17 protein-coding genes are annotated in these 21,423 nt (G+C 72.4%); 8 read left to right on the plus strand and 9 right to left on the minus strand.

All coding sequences use genetic code 11. The annotated features are described in order from the left end of the window. Positions 1-146 precede the first annotated feature (146 nt). Positions 147-1,319 (plus strand): type VII secretion protein EccE, encoded by a 1,173-nt coding sequence (locus GA0070618_RS05305; RefSeq protein WP_088980638.1) that lies wholly within the window; start codon positions 147-149, stop codon positions 1,317-1,319. On the opposite strand, the gene eccD is transcribed toward GA0070618_RS05305, so the two are convergent. Further along, positions 1,309-2,697, minus strand: a complete 1,389-nt coding sequence (eccD, locus tag GA0070618_RS05310; RefSeq protein WP_231931804.1) for a type VII secretion integral membrane protein EccD — start codon at positions 2,695-2,697, stop codon at positions 1,309-1,311. The genes GA0070618_RS05305 and eccD overlap by 11 nt on opposite strands. A gap of 169 nt (positions 2,698-2,866) precedes the next feature. On the opposite strand from eccD, the gene eccCa reads away from it, so the two are divergent. Next, positions 2,867-6,820: a type VII secretion protein EccCa gene (gene eccCa / locus GA0070618_RS05315; protein WP_088980639.1), complete on the plus strand. Its 3,954-nt coding sequence runs from the start codon at positions 2,867-2,869 to the stop codon at positions 6,818-6,820. Positions 6,821-7,064: 244 nt separating this feature from the next. On the opposite strand, the gene GA0070618_RS05320 is transcribed toward eccCa, so the two are convergent. From GA0070618_RS05320 to GA0070618_RS05330, 3 genes are read right to left on the minus strand one after another with little or no spacing between them, the layout of a single operon-like run. After that, the gene (locus tag GA0070618_RS05320; protein WP_088980640.1) at positions 7,065-7,493 is read right to left on the minus strand and encodes a YbaB/EbfC family nucleoid-associated protein; all 429 of its coding nucleotides are present in this window, start codon (positions 7,491-7,493) and stop codon (positions 7,065-7,067) included. Positions 7,494-7,526: 33 nt separating this feature from the next. Further along, positions 7,527-8,198, minus strand: a complete 672-nt coding sequence (locus GA0070618_RS05325; RefSeq protein WP_088980641.1) for a WXG100 family type VII secretion target — start codon at positions 8,196-8,198, stop codon at positions 7,527-7,529. A gap of 46 nt (positions 8,199-8,244) precedes the next feature. Further along, positions 8,245-8,550, minus strand: a complete 306-nt coding sequence (locus GA0070618_RS05330; RefSeq protein WP_088980642.1) for a hypothetical protein — start codon at positions 8,548-8,550, stop codon at positions 8,245-8,247. 379 nt (positions 8,551-8,929) lie between these two features. Here GA0070618_RS05330 and GA0070618_RS05335 point away from each other — a divergent pair, with 379 nt between their 5' ends. From GA0070618_RS05335 to GA0070618_RS35135, 5 genes are all read left to right on the plus strand, one after another. Beyond that, complete coding sequence (locus GA0070618_RS05335; RefSeq protein WP_088980643.1) at positions 8,930-9,238, plus strand: WXG100 family type VII secretion target; 309 nt, start codon at positions 8,930-8,932, stop codon at positions 9,236-9,238. Between the two features lie 25 nt (positions 9,239-9,263). Then, on the plus strand, positions 9,264-9,542 hold the full coding sequence (locus GA0070618_RS05340) for a WXG100 family type VII secretion target (RefSeq protein WP_088980644.1): 279 nt from the start codon (positions 9,264-9,266) through the stop codon (positions 9,540-9,542). Between the two features lie 80 nt (positions 9,543-9,622). Then, entirely contained in the window at positions 9,623-11,116 is a 1,494-nt protein-coding gene (gene mycP, locus GA0070618_RS05345) for a type VII secretion-associated serine protease mycosin (protein WP_170107809.1), read from the plus strand. A gap of 49 nt (positions 11,117-11,165) precedes the next feature. Next, positions 11,166-11,726 carry a hypothetical protein gene (locus GA0070618_RS05350; protein ID WP_088980645.1) on the plus strand — a complete coding sequence of 187 codons (561 nt, stop codon included), beginning with the start codon at positions 11,166-11,168 and terminating at the stop codon, positions 11,724-11,726. Between the two features lie 15 nt (positions 11,727-11,741). Continuing rightward, positions 11,742-13,016, plus strand: coding sequence for a WXG100 family type VII secretion target (locus GA0070618_RS35135; RefSeq protein ID WP_143740234.1), 1,275 nt, complete (start codon positions 11,742-11,744; stop codon positions 13,014-13,016). 124 nt (positions 13,017-13,140) lie between these two features. Here the strand turns inward: GA0070618_RS35135 and mycP (GA0070618_RS05360) are convergent, their stop codons facing one another. Further along, positions 13,141-14,430, minus strand: a complete 1,290-nt coding sequence (gene mycP, locus GA0070618_RS05360) for a type VII secretion-associated serine protease mycosin (RefSeq protein ID WP_269148475.1) — start codon at positions 14,428-14,430, stop codon at positions 13,141-13,143. A 132-nt stretch (positions 14,431-14,562) separates the two neighbouring features. Between mycP (GA0070618_RS05360) and mycP (GA0070618_RS05365) the strand changes: the two genes are divergently transcribed. Beyond that, positions 14,563-15,720, plus strand: coding sequence for a type VII secretion-associated serine protease mycosin (gene mycP / locus GA0070618_RS05365; protein ID WP_088980647.1), 1,158 nt, complete (start codon positions 14,563-14,565; stop codon positions 15,718-15,720). Between the two features lie 34 nt (positions 15,721-15,754). On the opposite strand, the gene GA0070618_RS05370 is transcribed toward mycP (GA0070618_RS05365), so the two are convergent. The 4 genes from GA0070618_RS05370 to GA0070618_RS05385 all read right to left on the minus strand — a co-directional run bounded on the left by GA0070618_RS05370 (position 15,755) and on the right by GA0070618_RS05385 (position 21,325). Beyond that, positions 15,755-17,245, minus strand: coding sequence for a glycoside hydrolase family protein (locus GA0070618_RS05370; RefSeq protein WP_088980648.1), 1,491 nt, complete (start codon positions 17,243-17,245; stop codon positions 15,755-15,757). An 88-nt stretch (positions 17,246-17,333) separates the two neighbouring features. After that, positions 17,334-18,359, minus strand: a complete 1,026-nt coding sequence (locus GA0070618_RS05375; protein WP_088980649.1) for a glycoside hydrolase family 26 protein — start codon at positions 18,357-18,359, stop codon at positions 17,334-17,336. Between the two features lie 37 nt (positions 18,360-18,396). After that, on the minus strand, positions 18,397-19,722 hold the full coding sequence (locus GA0070618_RS05380; RefSeq protein WP_088980650.1) for a glycosyltransferase family 2 protein: 1,326 nt from the start codon (positions 19,720-19,722) through the stop codon (positions 18,397-18,399). A gap of 43 nt (positions 19,723-19,765) precedes the next feature. Next, positions 19,766-21,325: a glycosyltransferase family 39 protein gene (locus GA0070618_RS05385; RefSeq protein ID WP_088980651.1), complete on the minus strand. Its 1,560-nt coding sequence runs from the start codon at positions 21,323-21,325 to the stop codon at positions 19,766-19,768. Positions 21,326-21,423 lie beyond the last annotated feature (98 nt).

Genomic DNA, 21,423 nt, shown 5'->3' on the forward strand with positions numbered 1-21,423 from the left:
CCGGCAGGGGTGGGGGCTCCCGGACGAACAGCGACGGCCGTTCCGGGCCTATCTACGATAAGGGCCCCCCACCGACGACGGGATTCGCCGTCCGCCGGCCGGCGGCGGACGGCAGGGCGACCCGATCCAGAGGAGGAAGCGCAGCGATGACCCAGGTAGAGACGGCCCGCAGCCGCGAGGTGGTCGCGTCGGCCGGCACACGGGTCGACCGGCCCGGCCGTGGTCGACTCGGTCCGGTGGCCGTCGGACAGCTCGTCGTCCTGGAGGTCGGCGTGCTGACCGTGGGCGCGGTGTCGGGTGGGCCGGACTGGGTGACCGCTGCCGTCGCCGTGCTGGTGCTCGTGGTGGTGCTGGCGACCTTCGCCCGGCGGGGCGGCCGTTGGTGGTACGAGGACGTGGTCCTGCGCCGTCGGCTCCAGCGACGTGGCCGGGCCGCCCGCCGGGCCGCCCTGTCCCCGGCGACGGCCGACCCGCGACTGTCCGCGCTGGCCCCGGACCTGACCGTCACCGGGTTCGAGGACCGGGGCAACCGGCTGGGGCTGGGGCAGGACGACCAGGGCTGGTTCGTCGCCTGCGCGGTCACCCTGCCGGACGGATCGGGCGGGCCGCTGCCCGGGGCGGCGATCGACCGGGTGCTGCGGGTGCTGGCCGGGTCGACCGGGCCGGCCTCGGCCGTCCAGCTGGTCGCGCGCAGCCTGGTCTGGTATCCGAATCCGGGTGGGCAGGCCGCCTACCGGCGGGACGTCTGGGTGGCCGCCCGCCTCCGGGTGGCGGACGCCCGTACCGAGGCGGTCAACCGGGGCGGCGGCGTCGACGGGGTACGCCGGACGATGGCGGCGGCGGCCGGCCGGCTCGGCAAGGCGCTCACCGGCGCGGGGCTGACGTACCGGATGCTCGACCCGGACGATCTGGCGGCGGCCCTGCTCACCGCGGCCGGTCTCGACGTGGCCCCCGATCCGCAGGTGGAGAACTGGACCGGCCTGGCGGGCCGGGGCTGGACGCAGCAGTGCCTGGAGCTGCGCGGGCGGGCGGAGGCTCCGGTCGGCGCGCTCGCCGACGCGGTGACCGCCATCCCGGTGATGTCGCACACCCTCGCCGTGACGGTCGCTCCGGGTGGCCGGGTCTCCGCCCCGCTGCTCCGCGTCGCCGCCCCGGACAGCCGCGCCGCCGACCTGGTGGCGACGGTCCGGGACGTGGCCCGGCGACACTCGTTCGCGTCCCGGCGGCTCGACGGGCGGCACGGGCCGGCGGCCTACGCGTGCGCGCCGGTCGCCGTGGGAGACACGGTGACCGGCAGCGCCGCGCTGGTCAGGGGTTGATGTTGACGATCCAGCCGTAGAGGCCGCAGACCCAGGCGGCCAACGGCACCACCGCGACGATCAGCAGGATCTCCAGGATGTCCAGTACCCGGCCCCAGACCGGGGAGATGTGCTTGCCGGCCACGGCCAGCCCGTAGACCAGGCTGATCACCGCCACCAGCACCAGACCGCCGAGCAGCGCACCGAGGCGCAGCAGCGCGGACAGCTCGGTGAAGGTCGCCGCCGTCGCCAGCGCCAGGCCGACGGAACCGGCGACCAGCACCGGGATGCGCTGCGCCCGACTGGCGAGCGGCCGGGCGCGCAGCAGGCAGAGCAGGGCCAGCACCGTGCAGAGCAGCACGGCCGGCAGCCGGCCGTCGAGGGCGAGGACCACCTCGCCGCCGAGGACGACGACCGAGACCGTCCACAGCAGACCGGTGAGGAACTGGTCCGCCCGGTCGCTGAGGGAGAGCAACTGGCGGCTGTCGAACGACTCGTCGTCGGACTTGAGGTCCTCCGGGCCGGTCGGGATGGACGGGACAGGTAGCCGGGCCAGCCGGTAGGCCGTCATCGGCAACGCGGGCAGCACCGCGAACGCGATCGTGGCCAGCAGCGCGGCGGACGCGGCGTCGTCCACGCCGAAGGCGAGACAGACCGTCGCGGCGAGCCCGAGGGCGGCCCCGACCACCGTGGCGCCGAGGAACAGCGGCGTGCGGTCGCCCACCGCCAGCGCGGCCACCGCGCCGAAGACGAGCAGGGCGGTGGCGGCCACCAGTACGTGCGGGGGGCCGAGCGCGGTCAGCTCCCGGTCACCGGCGAGCAGGAGCAGCCCGCCGGCACCCGCGTACACCAGACTCACCAGGGCCAGTGCCGAGCCGGTCCAGCCGTCCCCCAACGCCCGGGAGAGCACGGCCGCGGTCACCATCGCGGCGATCGCGACCACCAGGGCGACCAGCGCGCCGGGGAGCTGCGGTGGCCCGGCGAGCAGTGCCACGGCCGCGCCGCCGAGCAGCGCCACCGAGGCGAACAGGACGGAGAACCGCCGGGTGGTGGCGAGCTGCCAGCCGCCGGGCCGCCGGTTGGTGGCGGTCGCCACCGCGTCGACCACGTCGTCGAAGACGACCTCCGGCGTCGCCGCGTCCCGGGGGTTGAAATAGAGCACCTCACCGTCGCGCACCCCGAGCTGACCCGCCGTCCGGCCGCCGTCGAGCGGTTGCCCGCCCAGCCGGGCCAGGGTCCAGCCGCCGTGCGTCACGCCCTGGTCGGCGAGGTCCTCCCCGGCGTACCGGAGCAGGGTGGGCAGCAGGTCGGCCAGGGGTACGTCGGACGGTAGGGCGAGATCCATCCGGGTTCTCGGCGCCACGATGGTGACCCGGCTCAGTTCACCGGTCCCCGTCATCGTCACCAGGGCCTCCTCGCACTCGCTCGTCACCGGTGGCGACCGGCGGCGTCGCCGCCGGCCCACCATGCCCAGGGGAGATTACCCACGGGGACCGGCACGTACGATGCCACCTGACGTGTCCCGTCCCGGGCAGCCGGACGTCATGCGCGATCGGGGGAGTTACGACGTGAGCACGGTGGTCTTCCGACGCCCTCCGCGACAGGCCGGCCCGACCCTGCCGCGCGGTGAGGTGCTCCTGGAGTCCCCACCTGAGCTGCCCGAGCAGATGCCCCGCGGGTTGGGCCAGCTGCTGATGATCCTGCCGATGCTCTGCGGCGTGGGCGCGATGGCCTTCCTCTACGCCGGCCGCTCCGGCGGGACGATGACCTGGATCGCCGGTGGTCTCTTCGGCGTCTCGATGCTCGGCATGTTCCTCGGGTCGATGGGCAACGGCGGCAACGACAAGGCCGAGCTGAACGCCGAGCGGCGCGACTACATGCGGTACCTCACCCAGGTGCGCCGCAAGACCCGGCGCGCGGCGGAGCAGCAGCGGTCCGCCATGCGGTGGCGGCACCCGGAGCCGGACGCGCTCTGGTCGATCGCGGCGTCGCGTCGGCTGTGGGAGCGCCGGGTCACCGAGGACGACTTCGGCGAGGCGCGGATCGCCACCGGGCCGCAGCGGCTGGCGGTGCAGATCGTGCCGCCGGAGACCAAGCCGGTGGAGGACCTGGAGCCGATGAGCGCGATCGCGCTGCGCCGGTTCGTCCGTGCCCACTCCACCGTGCCGGACCTGCCCACCGCGCTGTCGGTACGGTCGTTCAGCCGGGTGGCGTTGCGCGGCGAGCGCGAGGCGGTGCTCGGGCTGACCCGGGCGGTGCTGGGCCAGCTCGCGACGTTCCACGCCCCCGACGACCTGGTCCTGGCCGTGGTCGCGGCCCCCGACCGGCACCCGACCTGGGACTGGGTCAAGTGGCTGCCGCATGCGCAGCACCCCGGCCGGGCCGACGCGGCCGGCGCGCGCCGGCTGGTCTTCACCAACCTCGCCGAGGCGGAGCAGGCCCTGACCAACGAGCTGTCCAGCCGCCCGAGGTACAGCCGGGAGGCGAAGCCGTTCACCAACGGGCCGCACGTCGTGGTCGTCCTGGACGGGGGCGAGGTCCCGCCGACCTGCCAGCTCGTCGGGATGGGGCTGCTCGGCACCACCGTCGTCGACCTCTCCGGCTCGGTGCCCCGGGACGTCGGCCGCTGGCTGATCTGCCTGGACGTCACCGACGGCTCCGCGCTGGACCTGGTGCAGGGCAAGTCCACCTCACGGCTGGGCCGCCCGGACCAGCTCGGCGCCGTCGCCGCGGAGGGGCTGGCCCGACAGATCGCGCCCTACCGGCTGTCCCGGCAGACGGTCAGCGAGGAGCCGCTGGCCCGCAGCATGGAGCTGCCGGACCTGCTGGGCATCGGGGACGCCGCGGCGGTGGATGTCCGGCAGACGTGGCGTCCCCGCGCGCACCGCGAACGGCTGCGCATCCCGCTCGGGGTCGGCCCCGAGGGCAACGTGGTGGAGATCGACTTCAAGGAGTCGGCGCACGAGGGCATGGGCCCGCACGGCCTGGTCATCGGTGCCACCGGCTCCGGCAAGAGCGAGCTGTTGCGGACGGTGGTCGCCGGTCTGGCGGTCACCCACTCGTCCGAGGAGCTCAACTTCGTCCTGGTCGACTTCAAGGGTGGCGCCACCTTCGCCTCCCTGGACGTCCTGCCGCACACCAGCGCCGTCATCACCAACCTCGCCGACGAGTTGACGCTGGTCGACCGGATGCGGGACGCGCTCGCCGGGGAGATGAACCGGCGGCAGGAGGTGCTGCGCGCCGCCGGCAACTACATCTCCCGGTACGAGTACGAGAAGGCCCGCGCCGCCGGTGAGCCGCTGGAGCCGATGCCCAGCCTGATGATCATCTGCGACGAGTTCAGCGAGCTGCTCGCCGCCAAGCCGGACTTCATCGACCTGTTCGTGATGATCGGCCGGCTCGGCCGTTCGCTCGGCGTCCACCTGCTCCTGGCCAGCCAGCGGCTGGAAGAGGGGAAGCTGCGCGGCCTGGACACCCACCTGTCGTACCGGATCGGTCTGCGGACCTTCTCGGCGGTGGAGAGCCGGATCGTGCTCGGCGTGCCCGACGCCTACGAACTGCCCAGCGCGCCCGGTCACGGCTACCTGAAGTCGGACACCGCCACCATGCTGCGGTTCCGGGCCGCCTACGTGTCCGGCCCGTACCGTGCCCCGGGCCGCCGCAACGCCACCTCGCAGGCCGCCCTCCAGCGCAGCATCGTGCCGTACGGGGTGGACTTCGTGCCGATCCAGCGGGTCGAGACCCCGGTGGAGGCCACCGCGCCGGAGGAGCCGGAGTCCGGCAAGGTGACCACGATGCTCGACGTGATCACGGAGCAGCTCCGGGGGAAGGGCACCCCGGCGCACCAGGTGTGGTTGCCGCCGCTGGGGGCACCGCCCAGCCTGGGCGAGCTGTACGGCACCCTCACCGCCGACCCGAGGTTCGGGTTGACGGTGCCCGGCTGGGCCGGACGTGGGCAGCTCACCGTGCCGGTCGGTGTCGTGGACCGGCCGTACGAGCAGCGCCGGGACCCGATGATGGTGGAGCTGGCCGGCGCGGGCGGCAACGTGGTCATCGTGGGCGCGCCGCTGAGCGGCAAGAGCACCATGCTGCGGTCGATGCTGGCGTCGCTGGCGCTCAGCCACACCCCCCGTGAGGTGCAGTTCTTCTGCCTCGACTTCGGCGGCGGGGCGCTGCGCAGCCTGGAACGGCTGCCGCACATGGCGGGCGTGGCACGACGCCGGGACACCGAGGCGGTCCGCCGGACGGTCGCCGAGGTGGTCACCATCATCGACGAACGCGAGGCCCGGTTCGCCCAGCACGGCATCGACTCGGTGGCCGGCTACCGGCGTCGCCGGGCGGCCGGCGAGTTCGCCGACGACCCGTTCGGCGACGTCTTCCTGGTCGTCGACGGGTGGCACACGCTGCGCCAGGAGTACGAGGAGCTGGAGCAGACCATCACCAACCTCGCCGGCCGGGGCCTCGGGTTCGGCGTCCACGTGGTGCTCACCGCGGCCCGCTGGGCGGAGATCCGCATCAACATGCGGGACCTGCTCGGCACCAAGCTGGAACTGCGGCTCGGTGACCCGACCGAGTCCGAGATCGACCGGCGGGCGGCGGTCAACGTGCCGCCGAAGTCCCCCGGTCGGGGTCTGACCCCCACCAAACTCCAGTTCCTCGCCGCGGTGTCCCGGATCGACGGCGGCAACGCGATCGAGGACCTGACCGAGGCGTCGGCCGCCCTGGCCGAGCAGGTGGCCGCCGCCTGGCCCGGAGCGCCCGCGCCGAAGGTCCGCCTGCTCCCCCGCAAGCTGCCGGTGACCGAGCTGGCCCGGGTCGTGGACCGCGCCGCGCCCGGCGTGCCGATCGGCGTCAACGAGTCCGCGCTGGCCCCGGTCTACCTGGACCTGGCCAGCGAACCGCACCTGACCGTCTTCGGCGACGTCGAGTGCGGCAAGACGAACCTGCTGCGGCTGATCGCCCGGGGCATCGTCGAGCGGTACACCCCGGCCGAGGCCCGGCTGGTGATCGCCGACTACCGCCGGGGGCTGCTCGGTGCCGTCGAGGGCGACCACCTGCTCGACTTCGCCCCGTCCAACCAGGTGTTCAGCCAGGGGCTGGCGTCGATCCGCAGCGCGTTGCAGAACCGGCTGCCCGGAGCGGACGTCACCACCGCCCAGCTGCGCGACCGGAGCTGGTGGAAGGGACCGGACCTCTACATCCTGGTCGACGACTACGACCTGGTCGCCTCCGGTGGGAACAACCCGCTCAGCGCGCTGCACGAGCTGCTGCCGCAGGCCCGCGACATCGGCCTGCACCTGATCGTCACCCGGCGGGCCGGCGGTGTCGCGCGGGCCCTTTACGAGCCGGTGCTGCAACGCCTGCGGGAACTGGACTCACCGGGCCTGCTGATGTCCGGCAACCGCGAGGAGGGAGCGGTCTTCGGGACGCTGCGCCCGAGCCCGCAGCCGCCGGGCCGGGGCACGCTGGTACGCCGGCGCGACGGTCAGCAACTGATCCAGACCGCCTGGTGCGAGCCGTGACGGACGTGGGGGAGGATCCGCCGGTCGGCGGGTCCTCCCCCACGTGACGAACCACGGGCACGAGAGCCGGTTGCGCTTCCGGCGGGTGGGCGGTCCGGTCGTCCCGGCCCCCACGCCACCGGCCGGGCTACCGCCGCTTGCGGTCCCGCTGGACCCACCACACGCCGAGCAGCAGCAGCCCCAGGAACAGCAGGATCCACATCGCCAGGAAAAGCAGGTCGCCCACTGGTGTCCCTCCCGTCGATCAGCGGCGGTTGTTGAACCGGCTGGCCTGCACGATCGCGTCGTTGACCGAACGCGACACGGCCTCCAGCATGCCGTCCATGCTCTTTCGGATGTCGCGCGCCTCGCCGAGCACGTCACCCAGGTCGGAGGTGCCCATCGTGTCGGACATGGCCTTGGCGACCGCCTCCTGCACCCCCTGCTGCGCCCCGTTGAAGGCCTCGGTGATCAGCTCGGCGAGGGTGTAGGAGTCCAGGCGCATCGCCCGCGAGTTGATCTCCAGCTGGCGGAGCCTGCCGTCCGCGCCCAGCTCGACGGAGACCATCCCGTCCTCGGTGTCGTACCGGCTGGTGATCTCCGCCAGCAGCGTCTCCACCTCGGACAGCTGCCGCATCCGCTGCTCGCTGTCGCGTACCACGCGCTCCAGGTCGTCCACGTTCGGGGTGTTCATGTCACGCTCTTTCGTCGTCGTCGCGTAGGCGGGTCAGCCGCCCTGGACCTCGAAGCGCCGGGGCGCCTCGTAGTCGATGCGGATCTGCTCGAAGTCCGGCGCGGTGGGGATGCTGTCGCCCTTGGAGCCCATGTTGATCGACCCGTAGGCGACGGCGGCCAGCATGGCCGCGACGGCCGTGCCCAGGCCACCGAGCAGGACGGCGACCTTGGCGGAGAGCGCGGTCAACGCCAGCCCGACGAACTCGATCATCGCCCGGGCGGCGGCCGAGGTGTGCGGGATGAAGAGGAGCACCACCAGACCGATCAGGATGACCAGGCAGGCGCCGGCGAAGGCCAGCACGGCCACGAACGAGACCATGTACGCGTTGGAGACGGTGTCCAACGTGCTGGAGATGTCGCCGGCGGCGGTGCGGAACTGCTCGATCTCGCCCTTGAAGTTGGTCAGCGAGTCGGCGAACGCGTCCTTGTCGTCGGCCGTCCAGTCGTCACCCTTGCCGAGCGCGTTGTCGAGGTGGGTGGCGAACGTGCCGAGGTCGTTCGCGATCTCCTTCCAGACCGACGCCGCGTCGGACATGTCCATCGGATTGGCCGCCATGGTGCCCACGGCGACCACGGCAATGACCGCGGTCTTCGCGATCTTCGCGTTCGCCTCGACCGCTGTCTTCACGGCCGCGAACATCACGGCGTTGGCGACGCTGACCATGCTCCGCTCCCCGTCTCACTCTGCTGCTTCGTCAGGACCGTGTCGCTCACGTGGTCACGACCGTGTTCGCGTTCTCGGCCCGGATCCAGGTGTCCCGGGCCGTCGCGAGTTCGTCGAGGTAGTCGTCGACGGTCTCCCGGATCTCGGTCAGCGCCGTCGAGGCCTTCTCCCGGGCGTCACCGTAGGCCACGGCGATCGGGACGCCGACGACACCGAAGTGCGGGAAACCGATCTCGGTGTCCGCGAGCTTGGCCTTGATCGCGTCGACTCCGTTCGGGCCGGAGAGGGCGTTCCTGCGCAGGTGTTCCCGGATCGCCTCGATCGCTTCGGAGGAGATGTGCTTGCTGGTCATCCGGGATCGCTCCTTGGTCGACGGCCTGCGGGCGGCACGGGCGGAACTGTAGCAAAGAGGCTCGTCGGTACGTCCCCGCGCGACCTGCCGCGGTGGTAGCAGGGGACCCCTGTTACCGCTTTCTGTCGTGCAGGGGGCCCCTGCTACCACCCCGGGCCGGCACGGACACCCGGGCCGGCACGGACACGGACCGTCCGGCCGCCGTCACACAGCGACCCGCCGGGCTCCGCCCCGGTCGTGAACAGCCCGTTCCGGGCTACACCCCATCGACCGCGTGGGTTACCGTCTGGGCGGAAGTGTCCGTCGGTGGGGTGAGACCGCTCTGCCGCGGGGGGAGGCGCGGCGCGTCAAGCCGCCACAGAAGACGGAAGGGTGTGACATGGCGTTCGAGGTCGAAGCTGCGACCCTGCATACCGCCGCGAGTGACGTGCGCTCCACGCGCAGCGAGGTCGACGGTGAGCTGAAGAAGCTGTGGAACGTCGTCGACGACCTGGCCATCGCCTGGAAGGGCGGGGCGTCCACGGGTTTCCAGCAACTCATGCAGCGGTGGAACGAGGACACCGGCAAGCTGCTGACGGCGATGGACAACATCGCCGACCTGCTCGACAAGTCGGGCACCACGCACCAGGTGAACGACGAAGAGCAGCAGCAGATGCTGGACAAGTTCCACGCTGCCCTGAACCCGTGACCCGGCGACCGCAGAGAGGTACATCGTGACGATCAAGGTTGACTACGCGGTCCTCGAGGCCAGCAACGCGCAGATGCAGACCATCTCGCGGACCATCGACGAGAAGCTGGACACGCTCCGGCAGATGCTCAGCAAGCTCCAGTGGGACGGTGAGGACCGGACCGCGTACGAGCAGCACCAGGCCCAGTGGGACGCCGCCGTACGGGACATCAACAAGATCCTGAACGACATCGGCGGGGCGGTGGGCATCGCCCGCGAGAACTACGTGACCACCGAGATGAGCAACTCGAAGATGTGGCACTGAGACAACCGCCAGCGCGGCTCCGGTCCGGTCCGACCGGCCGGAGCCGCACTGTGTCGAGTGGTCGGCGTCCGGGGAGAACGATGCGCAGGAGAGACGGCTTCCACACGGGCCGACGGTCCGCGGCGGCCGTGCTGGCCGTCCTGGTCGCGACCGGCACCGGGCTGCTGACCACCCCCGGTCCGGCCCGCGCCGAGACCGTCCGCGGATACCAGTGGTACCTGGACACCCTGCGGATCCCCCAGGCGCACAAGCTCAGCAAGGGCAGCGGGGTCACCGTCGCGGTGATCGACGGCGGGGTGGACGCCTCCCATCCGGACCTGCGCGGTCAGGTCCTGCCGGGACACGGGATCGGTGGCGACGCCGCCGCCGACGGTCGCCGGGACGCCAACCGGATCGGGCACGGCACGGGCATGGCGGGACTGATCGCCGGCCGTGGCGGAGGCACCGATCGACTCCTGGGCATCGCCCCGGCGGCGAAGATCCTGCCGGTGTCCATCGGGGCGCGGTTCGACCCGGGCGAGTTGACCACGGCGATCCGCTGGGCGGTGGACAACGGAGCGGACGTCGTCAACCTGTCGCTCGGCACCCCCGGTCGACCCGACCGCGCCGAACTCGACGCGATCCGGTACGCCTTGGAGAAGGACGTCGTCGTGGTCGCCTCGGCCGGCAACCGGGAGCAGGGCGACACGGCCGTCACGTCACCGGCCAACATCCCCGGCGTCGTCGCGGTCTCCGGGCTGGCCGAGAAGGGCGGGTTCTTCGCCGGTTCGGTGCGTGGCCCGGAGGTCGTGCTGGCCGCCCCGCAGGAACGCATCATCAGCCCCCGCCCGTTCGCGGTGTCGAAGAACGGATACGGCCTGACCAGCGGTACGAGCGACTCCGCCGCGATCGTCTCCGGGGTGGCCGCGTTGGTGCGGTCCCGCTACCCGGACCTCGACGCGGCCAACGTGGTCAACCGGCTGATCCGGACCGCCGACGACGAGGGCCGGTCGGGTCGGGACGACCAGTTCGGCTTCGGTGCGGTGAACCCGGTGGCCGCGCTCAGCGGCACGGTGCCGACGGTACGCGCCAACCCGCTGGTGACCCAGGCGTCGACGGCCGACCCGGCGGAGGAGCCCGCCGACCAGCAGGACGAGCAGGGCATCTACGGATTCAGCGTGACGAACAAGGCCGGTGCGGCCCTCCAGGTCGGCCTCTGCCTGGCGGTGGTCGTCGGCGTGATCGTCCTCATCGTGGTGGCCCGCCGGTCCGCGCGGCGTCGGACCCCCGCCGGTCCGCCCGGTCCCCCGCCGCCTCCCGGTGGCTGGTCGCCCACCGGTCCCCCACCGGGCGGCCCCGCGTGGCACCCCGCGGCCGGCCAGGTCCCGGGGCAGCCACCACCCGGGCAGTACCCGGGACAGCCACCGTCCGGCCATTACCCGGGGCAGCCACCGTCCGGGCAGCAGTACCCGGGACAGCCGCCGACGTTCACCGCCCATCCGCACGCCGCGCCGGTGCCCGGAGCGGCCCAGCCGGGCACCGGCCCGGTGCCACCGGCCCCGGCCGCGCCACCGCACGCCGACACGGACCGGTAGGGTCCGCCGCCGAGCGGGACGACACCACAAGCCAACGGGGAGGACACGGATGACTGACAGAACTTCGCAGCCGGATCAGATCGAGGTCGAGACGCCGCGCCTCCCGCTGTCGCCGACCCTTCCGGTCAGCATCAACGGCTTCGGCATGGACAACGTCAACCGTGCCCAGACGCCGTCGGACCTGGTCGCCGGCCCGAACGAGGCCGGCGTCAAGACCGAGTGGGACGCGTCCACGCTGGACGGCGCGATCCAGTGGTTGGAGTCGCACGCCTCCTACCTGCGCCGGCTCTACCACGGGATGGCCGACATCCAGGATCTGATGGGTGGCGCGGGGGCCGCCGCCACCGCCGGCATGCCGTCGGGCGTGAGCGGGGTCCAGAAGAGCCCACTGGGCGGTTTCCCCTGGGCGGGCCGGCTGACCCAGAAGCACGCCAACCTCTACACCGGCACCGAGTCGGGGGTGCTCGACCTGGCCACCCGGCTGGAGGACGCGGTCGAGGTGCTGCGCAAGGTCAAGGAGAACTACCAGACGGCGGAACGGGCCAACGAGATGACCGCCGAACAGATCCGACAGATCTTCGCGGACGTCGCCGGTGGCGGCGAGAGCTAGGGCGGGAGCGGCCTGATGGGTGTCAGTTGGGAAGAGATGTGCCAGCAGGTCGTCATCGACGGCCGGCCCGGTGACGTGGCCAGTGCCGCCCTCGGGTGGACGGAGCTGCTGAAGAACCTGCGCAGCGTCAAGGAGAGCCTGGAGAAGAACGCCTCGGACCTGGGGACGGTCTGGAAGGGACCGGCGTACGACGCGTTCAAGACGCACGTCGACGAGATCGCCAAGTCCACCGGACGGCTGATCGACGACGCCGAGGAGGGCGACGGGATCGTCCACTCCCTGAACGCCGCCGCGGACAAGCTGACCGCGGCACAGTCGGAGTTCCCGATCCCGGCCTCCTGCGTCAACGACGTGCTGGAGGCCCGCAACGGCCACCTCACCATCGGCGTCGGCTTCTTCGAGGCGAAGGTGGCTCCGGACTTCCTCGGCCTGCTGGACCCGATCGCCGGGCTCGCCGACTGGCTCAACGACCGGACCGACGAGGCCGCCCAGGTCTACAACCAGGTCAACAACCAGTACCAGGGCCAGGCCGACACCATGCCGGGCCAGACCAGCAACGTGCCGACCCAGCGGAACCCCAACCTGGAGACCCCGAACCTGGAAACCGGCGGCGGCGGGGGTGGCGCGGGCTCGGTGCCCTCGCTGCCCGGCGGCCCCGGCACGGGCCGGACGCCCGGCACGCCGGACCTCCCGTCGACGGCCAACCCCGACGTGCCGTCCACGCCCGACCCGGACCTCGGCCGGGATCCCGGCACGGACCTGCCCGGCACCACCACCCCCGGCTTCGACGACACCCCCGGCCTCGACGAGGACCGGTACGGGTCCGGCCTGGCCAGTGCCGCCCCGACGACCGGTACCGGCGGTCTGCCCAGCACCTCCGGACTGGGCAGCGGTGGTCTCGGCGGTGGCGCCGGTTCGGGGTCGGTTCCCGGCGGCGGCGCGCTCGGCCGGCCCGTCGCCACGATGATGCCGCCGATGATGGGGGGCGGTGCCGCCGGTGGCGGCCGGGGCGGCGGCAAGCTCGGTGCGGGCGGTCGCCTGGGCGCGGGCGGGGCCCCCGGGATGCTCGGCGGAGCCGGTGGCGCGGGTGGCCGGGGTGCCGGTGGCAACCGGGGTGTCGGCGCGGCGACCGCCGGGACGCGGGGCGCGGCCGGCGGCCGGGGTGGCCTGGTCGGCGCGGGCGCCGGAGCCGGTTACGGGGAGGACGAGGCCACCCGGAGCACCTGGCTCGACGAGGACGAGGACATCTGGGGCGCGGACGGCGACAGCCTGCCGGGCATCCTCCGCTGAGGTGGTAGCAGGGGTCCCCTGCTACCGCTTTTTGCGGAGCAGGGGACCCCTGCAACCACCCGGGCTACAGCTGCAGACACCCGGGCGGTAGGAGGGGGCCCCGGCAGGCAACGGGGTGCCGGCCTCAGCGGGGAGAGCGGTGCTGGGGCCAGGCGGTCGTCGGCTCGGGGCCGGAGCCGTCCGGGGCGTCGAGTCGCCGCCGGCCGGGCCGCCAACCGCGCCGCCGTCCCCGGCGGACGACCGGCCGGGACACCAGCAGGACGATGGCGAGGAGCGCGCCGATCGCGGCGGCCCAGATCGCCACGACCCGTTCCCGGCTCCACGGGTCGGTCACGGGCACCGGTTCGGCCATCGCCCCCAGCGGCGGATCGCTGCGCGTGCCGAGCAGGTTGGTGACCGCCCGATACGGGTTGACCACCCCGTAGCCGACCTGCGGGTTGCGCCCTTCGGGCGGGCTGTCCGCAGTGCTGGTCAGTCGTTCGGCGACCTGCGCCGGGCTGAGTTCGGGGTACGCCGCGCAGACCAGTGCGGCCGCCCCGGAGACGTACGCCGCCGCAAAGCTCGTGCCCCCCTCGGGCTCGGTGAGCCAGCCGTCGCCGCCGGGTGCCGGGGCGACGATGTTGTGTCCGGGCGCGGCGATGTCGACGTAGTCACCGCTGATCGAGGTGCCGACGTGGCCCCCCTGCTCGTCGACGCCGGCGACGGCGATCACTCCGGGGTAGCCGGCCGGGTAGGCGGGCTGGTCCCGTTGCTGCTGCTGGTTGCCGGCGGCGGCGACCACCACGACCCGGTTGTCCAGGGCGTACCTGATGGCGGCGGCCAGTTCGGGCCGGGGCAGGGTCTCCAGCGAGAGGTTGATGACCTTGGCGTTGTTGTCGACCGCGTACCGGATGGCCTGGGCGATCTGGCCGGGCAGGCTCTCGTCGTTGGTGCGCCGGGTGTCCGGCAGCACACGGATCGGCAGGATCCGGGCGGCCGGTGCGATGCCGCTGAACGGCGTCCCGGCCTCCGTCCGGCCGGCGATGATGCCCGCCACCATGGTCCCGTGACCGGCCAGGTCGCACTGCCCGGCGCGCTGCGGCAGGCCGCTGAAGTCGCGGCCGGCGCGGACCTGCCCCTTCAGGGCGGGATGGGTGGCGGAGACCCCCGAGTCGATGACGGCGACGATGACGCCGCCGCCCCGGGTCAGCCGCCAGGCGGCCGACGGCTCCAACCGGCGCAGAGGCCACGGCGTCGCCGTGGGCGCGGGCTCGCCGGAGGGGCCGCACTGCGGCGCGGCGCGACCCGGAGCCGGGGGTACGACGAAGGTCGCCAGCAGCGCGACCACGGCACCGCAGAACACCGCCCGCCACCGGGCCGGTCCTCGCGCGGCACCCGCCCGGAGCGGGCGGCGGTTCCCGGAGCGTCCCTGCACGGGCCCCAGGTTACCGAGGTGGTACCCGGGCCGGGCGGCCGGGCGGCCGGGGTGCGCGTGGGGCGGAACGGCCCGGTCACCGTCCGATAGGGTCACCGGCGACCAGGCGTGCCGATCGATGAGGAGAGACGAATGAGTGCGCGGCTGTCGGCCCTGCGCCGGAGTGTTCTCGCTGTCACGGCCGGGCTCGCGCTGACCGCCGCCGGGACGCCCGTCCCCGCCGTGGCCGCGGCCCCCCCGCTGGAGCGGCAGTGGCACCTGGACGCGCTGCGGGTCACCGAGGCACACCGGATCTCCACCGGTGAGGGCGTCACCGTCGCGGTGGTCGACACCGGGGTGTACGCGGAGCACCCCGACCTGGCCGGTCGGATCCTCGACGGCCGGCGGCTGATCGGTCGGGACGACAAGGGCAAGGTCGACGAACGCAACCACGGGACCGGGGTGGCCGGGCTGATCGCCGCCCGGGGTGGCGGCCACGGTCGGGCCCTGGGCATCGCCCCGGATGCGCGGATCCTGCCGGTCACCGTCGCGACCAACACCTTCGCCGGCAGCAACCTGCCGGAGGGCATCCGGTACGCGGTCGATCACGGCGCGAAGGTCGTGAACATCTCCAACGGCGGCCCCACGACCAGTTCCGCCCTGGATGAGGCGGTGCGGTACGCGCAGTCGAAGGACGTCGTGGTGGTCGCCGCGGCGGGCAACGCCGAGCAGGGCGACACCGGGGTGCTCTATCCGGCGCGACTTCCCGGGGTGATCGCGGTGGGCGCGACCGACCGGGACGGGAAGCCGTGGTCGGGTGGGACCCGGGGCGAGCAGATCGCCGTCACCGCCCCCGGCGTGGACGTTTCCACCACCGCCGGCCGCTGGTCGGACCTCACCGAGGGCGGCTACGTCACGGTGGACGGTACGAGCGCGGCGGCGCCGCTGGTGGCCGGGGCGGCGGCGCTGGTCCGGGCCCGTTACCCCGAGGCGAGCGCGGCGGAGGTGGTCAACCGGCTGGTCTCCACCGCCCGGGACGCCGGACCGTCCGGCCGGGACGACCAGTACGGCTTCGGCCGGCTCGACCTGGTCCGGGCACTGACCGCCGACGTGCCTCCGGTGGACGCGAACCCGCTGGGCACGGTGCCGGTGGCGGAGTCGGAGGAGACGGCGGCTGACAGCAACGACGGCGTCGACCTCGGTCTGCTCGTCCCGTTCGTTATCGGGTTGCTGGTGGTGGCGGCCCTGGTGGTGCTGCTGGTCGTGGTGCTGCTGGTCGTCCGGCGGGCCAACCGCCCCGCCCGGCGGTAGCCGGTCGTTCGGCCCGGCGGCGCGGCGACCCGGCTCAGGCCACCGGGGTGAGCACGAGCAGGGACATCGCATTCGGCCCCAGCTCGAAGTTGACGCTCACCGCGTCGGTGGCGTCCAGCGTGTACCGCTGCACCCGCTGGAGGGAGGCCGTCGCCGGGTCGTGCGCGTAGTTGCTGGTCACCGCGTCCACCAGGTAGCGCTCGACCAGGATGCGCCGGTTGGCGAACTCCGCCGGCAGGTTGCCGACGTTCACGGTGACACCGTGCGTGACCCGGTTCGTCCACTGGTAGTTGGTGGTGAGCACGGCCACCCCGGACGCGTCCCGGGTCGCCAGGGCGTTGATGCCGAGTCCGGCCGGGGTGAGCGCGTCCGAGTCGGCGGAGACCCGGACCTTCTTCAACATCCGCTGCATCCGCACCAGGTTGTAGTACGGGTACACCGCGCCGTCCGTACCGTCGACGAACATGGACTTGCGGTCGTTGCTGCTGTGGTTGAAGACCCAGTGCATCGGCATGTCCGTGCCGCCCTCGACGTAGAAGTAGCCGAGGGCGGCCATGGCCGCCGCGTGGGTGAGCACGTCCGCCTCGAAGGAGGAGCCGCTGTTGCTGCCGGGGAAGACGCCGTACTCGGTGACGAAGGTCGGGGTCTTGTCGTTCAGCCCCCGCTCGCGCAGCCAGCGCTGCACGGTGTCCTTCTCGGCGGCGACGGCGGCCACGTCGTCCCGCCGCTGGTACTGGTGGTACGAGATGAAGTCGAGCCGCTTGCTCGGGTCGGGGTCGTCCCGGTACCGGTCGAGGAACTCCTGGAGGTACGCCCCGTTGAAGGTGTGCGTGACCGGACCACCGACACGCAGCGGCTGCTCCGGGCGCAGTTCGGCGTTGAGTTCGTTGACCACCTGGTAGCCGATCCGGTACCACTCGTAGTACTCGGCCGCCGGCATCGCCCGCGGCTCGTCGGGGCGGGTCTCCCAGGGGCGGTCCGGTTCGTTGAAGACCTCCACGTAGCGCAGGCCCGGGTAACGCTGCTTGTAGTGCCGGATGCCGTTCTTGAGCACCTCCCGGCAGCGCTGAGGCGCGGCCGTCGTCATCAGCTCCTGCTCGCACTGGTCGACGTTCATCAGCATCCGGTCCGAGTACCCGGTGACCTGGTCCAGGTAGCCGTACACGGTGCTGCCGTCGGCTGCGGCGGGGTTGTAGTCGTACCGGTCGGTGGCCGGGTCGTGGTAGGCGCCGGGGGCCGACCAGACCCGGGTGAGCGCGGGCTTCAGGTCCTCCACGAGCCGGACGCCCTCCGGTCCGAGCGGGGCGGACGGCCCGGCCTGGTTGTGGTAGGCGGCCGGGTTGTTGAGCATGCCCCGGGTCACCCCGGCGTCCACGGTGACCAGCGCCGTCTCGTACGTGACGGCCTCGCCCGCGCCCCGGCCGTCGGGCCCGTCGGAGTACTCCCGCAGCGCGGCGACCGAGGCCAGCAGGCTCACCATGATCATGAAGCCGGCCAGCAGGCCAAGCCGGAGCGGGATCCTCATCCCGACGTCTCCTCTCAGTCTCGGCTGCGGTGGAACGCCCGCTGCCACACTCGGGCGGTACCGGCCGACGACCGGCCAGCGCCGATGCTCAGGACGGCGTCGGCGCCAACGGCAGTTTGGCGATGCCGGTCCGGAATGCCTCGACCGCCTTGGCGTCGGTGGTGAAACGCCAGTCGCCGCTGCCGCCGTCCACCTGGTCGTACTCGAACCAGACGAACCCGATCACGTCGGTCCGATCGGCCAGCCAGACGAACAGGTCGCGGATCCACGGCAGCCGGAAGCTTCCCGGTTCGCTGGCCGTCTCGGTGATCAGGAGGGGCCGGTCGGTGAACGCGCGGAGTTTGCGCAGGGTCGGCTCGAACAGCGCGGCGGCGGTCCGCTCACTGGTCGAGTAGCCGACCATCCCGATCCAGTCGACGTACTTGTCACCAGGGTAGAGCGCCTTCAGGCTGACGTTGGGCACCGGCCGGATGATGTTCGGGCTCCAGATCCAGATGACGTTGGTGGCACCGACCTTGCTGAAGACGTCGTGCACGTGCCGCCACGCCTTCACGTACTCGCCGGGCCGGTTGCCGGACCGCTTCTCCGACCACGGGTACCAGTTGCCGTTCATCTCGTGCGCGAAGCGCAGGGCGACCGGCCAGCGCTGGTCCCGGACCGCGGTCGCGAAGCGCACCAGGTACTCGTCGTGCTCCCCCGCGATGATCCGCCGCAGCGCGTAGTCCGGCTGGTTGACGCGGTCCTTGCCGCCGCTCCACGGCTCCCAGGAGACCACCGGGACGGCACCCTGGCGGTAGGCCGCGTCGACGGCGTCGGGCCGGAACTCCTCGGTCCACTTGACGAAGTACTGGAGCAGGTTGGGCCGAACCCCGGCCTTCGCCGCGACGGCGTCGATCTCGGCCTTCGACCACGGCACCTGGGGTGCGCTCAGGCCGAACCGGTAGCCCTTCGCCGACATGACCTCCTGCTTGGTGGGGATCCGGGTGGCGCCGTCGGCCGACCCGTCGCCGGTCACCGACGTGCCGGCCGGCGGCACCGAGGTGGGCGGCGTGCCGAGCGAGTGGTGCACCACCCAGCCGCTCAGCAGGAGCAGCACCAGGGTGTTGACACCCATCCAGAGATGGAACTGTCGGGGTCGCCGCCGGGTGTGTTCAGACACCGATCATCACCGATGTCACGAGCATCGCTCCTCCCAGCAGGTAGGGCACCAGAACGAGCGGGTTGCGCTGCCGCTCGCCCTGGAAGCCGCCGGCCCGGGTACCCCATCCGGCGTTGTGGGCCAACCGGAAGAACCCGAGCACCCGGACCGGCATCAGCACGAACGTGTTGATCATCATGAAGGCCGGCAGGTAGGCCAGGTCCCGGGGCCGGAAGGCGAAGTGGCGAGCGAACCGGATCATCAGCGAGAGGGCGGTCATCATCGCGCTGAGCCCGAGGATGGTCAGGACGAGTTGCCAGCCGACCAGGCTGCCGGGCAGCCGCAACTCGTCGTAGACGTTGACGGTGTCCCCGACCAGCAGTGAGTAGGCCCAGGCGAAGTACGAGCCGACCAGCACGAACGGGACCAGGATGTCGGCGGCGTAGAACACGGCGAGCACCGGTGCCCGGCGGACCATCCACCCGAACATCCGCAGGGTGTTGTACTGCGAGCCCCGGGCCCAGCGGTACTGCTGCTTGACCAACTTCCGCAGTTCCAGGGGCGCGTCGGTGTAGACCAGGGAGGTCGACTGGAAGACCGTGCGGAACCCGGCCTGCAACGTGTAGTTGGTCAGCGTCCGGTCGTCGCTGACCTCGAGGAACACGCCGAGGAAGCGCTCGGACATGAACCGTTCCATGCACCGGACCAGGATGAACCGGCGGAAGGCGATGGTCCGTCCCGGCAGGCAGCCCACGGTGCCGAGCACGCTCATGGCCGGCATCGAGTACTCGTTGCGGACGTTCTCCAGCCAGTCCGCCCACCGGGTCAACACGGTGCGTTCCGGGTTGAGGATCCGCTGCCGGGTGGTGACGCCGCCGACCCGGGGGTCCCGGAACGGTTTGATCAGCTCAGGCAGGGTGCCCCGGGTCCAGATGGTGTCCGAGTCGACGAGCACGGCGATGTCCCCGGTCGCCATGCCCACCCCCACCTGGAGGGCGTTGCGCTTGCCGGCGATCTCCGTCCACGCCCAGCGCACCCCCACCTCGGCACAGATCTTCTCCAGCGTGGCGTTGCGGGGCCCGTTGATGACCACGATCACCTCGGTCGGACGCTGCTCCAGGATCCGGTCCAGCACCGACCGGAACAACTCCTCCGGCTCGTCGACCACCGGGATGATGACGGAGGTCGTCGTCGCGTACGGGGCCGTCCAGGGCTTGTAGGACGACGCTAGCACCACCCGCATCAACCACAGCGCCCAGATCATGATCATGAACAGGGCGAACAGGTACAGCTGTCCCTTGTTCAGCCAGGAGTTCACCTGGAGCAGGAACGCCAGCATGTCAGCTCTCCCCCGTGAGGCTCGACGACGGACCGACCGGTGGTCAGCGCACCGTCGGTTGCTCGACCGTCGCCGGCCGGCGCAGCAGCAGCGCGACCGTGTAACCGGTGGGCCGGAAGACCCGTTCGACGTCGTACTGGCCGCGTAGCAGCGGTTCCTTCGAGTCGCCCAGGCCACGCAGCGGATCGTCGAGCCGGCCGGTGCGAACCACCCACACCCGCTGCGGTGTACCGAGACAGGTGGCGACCTCGGCGCACTCCTGGGCGGTGAACGAACCACCGGTGCGGGGCGCCTGGGCCAGCAGCACGTCCTTGGGTCGGTTCCGGGTCGGGGTGTACCGGGCCACCGCGTCCCGGGCGATCCGTTGGTCGCCGCCGACATTGCCGCCGTAGACCGCGACGTCGTCGGCGCGGCCCTCCTTCACCAGCAGCGCGCCCAGGTCGCGGCTGGCCTGGGTGTGCCCGTCGGTGTCGCGCAGGTTCAGCTGGGCGGGCAGGCCGACCAGGGCGACCACGACCACCACGGCCAGCCCGCGCAGCACCGGTGCCCGGCTGAGCGCCGTCGCGGCCAGCAGAGCGAACGCCGGTAGCACGAAGAGCAGGTAACGCGGCAGCCAGAGCGGAGTGAACTGACTGACCACGTAGAGCCCGAGCACGGGGACGAACGCCCACGCGGTGTAGACCACCGCGGGTCGGCGCAGCGACATCCCGACCAGGGCCAGGGCCAGGATCACCCCGCCGAGCAGGGCCTGGCCGGTCAACCCGCCGGGCAGGTCCGCCACCCGCTGGAGGGTCGCCTCGGGAACCCAGGACACCTGCACCCGCTGGGACCGGGCCAGATAGACCACCGGTAGCACCGGCAGCGCGCCGACCAGCGCGGCGAACAGCCACGCCCACCACGCCCGGGGGCGCATCAGCAGGATCACCAGCGCGTGCCCGGCGAGCAGAAGCAGCGCGACGAACTGGCTGAGGCCGAGCAGCACCACTGCGCCGGCGTACGCCACCCACCGCGCCGCCCCGGGCCGGTCGATGGCCCGGACCAGCAGCCAGGTGGCGAGCACCGCAGCGAACAGGGCGATCGCGTACGGGCGGGCCTCCTGCGCGTACCGGGAGGTGTTGGGCAGCACGGCGAAGATCAGGCCGGCGGTCAGCCCCACCCGGGGACTCGCCAGCCGGGTGCCGAGCGCTCCGACCAGGCCGGCCGCCCCCGCCATGGCCAGCATCGACGGCAGCCGCAGGGCCACTTCCGAATCGCCGAGCAGGCCGGTCACCACGTGCATGAACGCGTAGTAGGGGCCGATGGCCGCGTCGAAGTTCTGGACGACGGCCCACAGGTCGCTCCAGGACGCGCGGGACATGCCCCAGGTGGCGAGTTCGTCGCCCCACAGTGCCGGCCAGGTGACCCGGACCAGCCCGAGCACGGCCATCAGCAGGGTCGGGGCGATCCAGGCCAGCCGCCCGAGGGACTGCCCGGCCCGCTCACCAGGGCCGTCCGGATCCGACGCCGCACCCTCGTCCCACCCGTCGGTGGGGCGGATCTCCGCAGGGGGATCCGCCGCCCGCACGCGCGGAATGAACATGGTGCGGTCTCTGTCGTCCACCATCGTGCTCTCGAGGGGGAGGGGCGCTGGCCAGCGCCAGGGTACTCGGCCAACGTTTCACGTCGGTTGCTGCCATCGGACGGCGCCGGCAGGTGGCCAGG

Source organism: Micromonospora echinospora (assembly GCF_900091495.1).
Taxonomy (GTDB): Bacteria; Actinomycetota; Actinomycetes; order Mycobacteriales; family Micromonosporaceae; genus Micromonospora; species Micromonospora echinospora.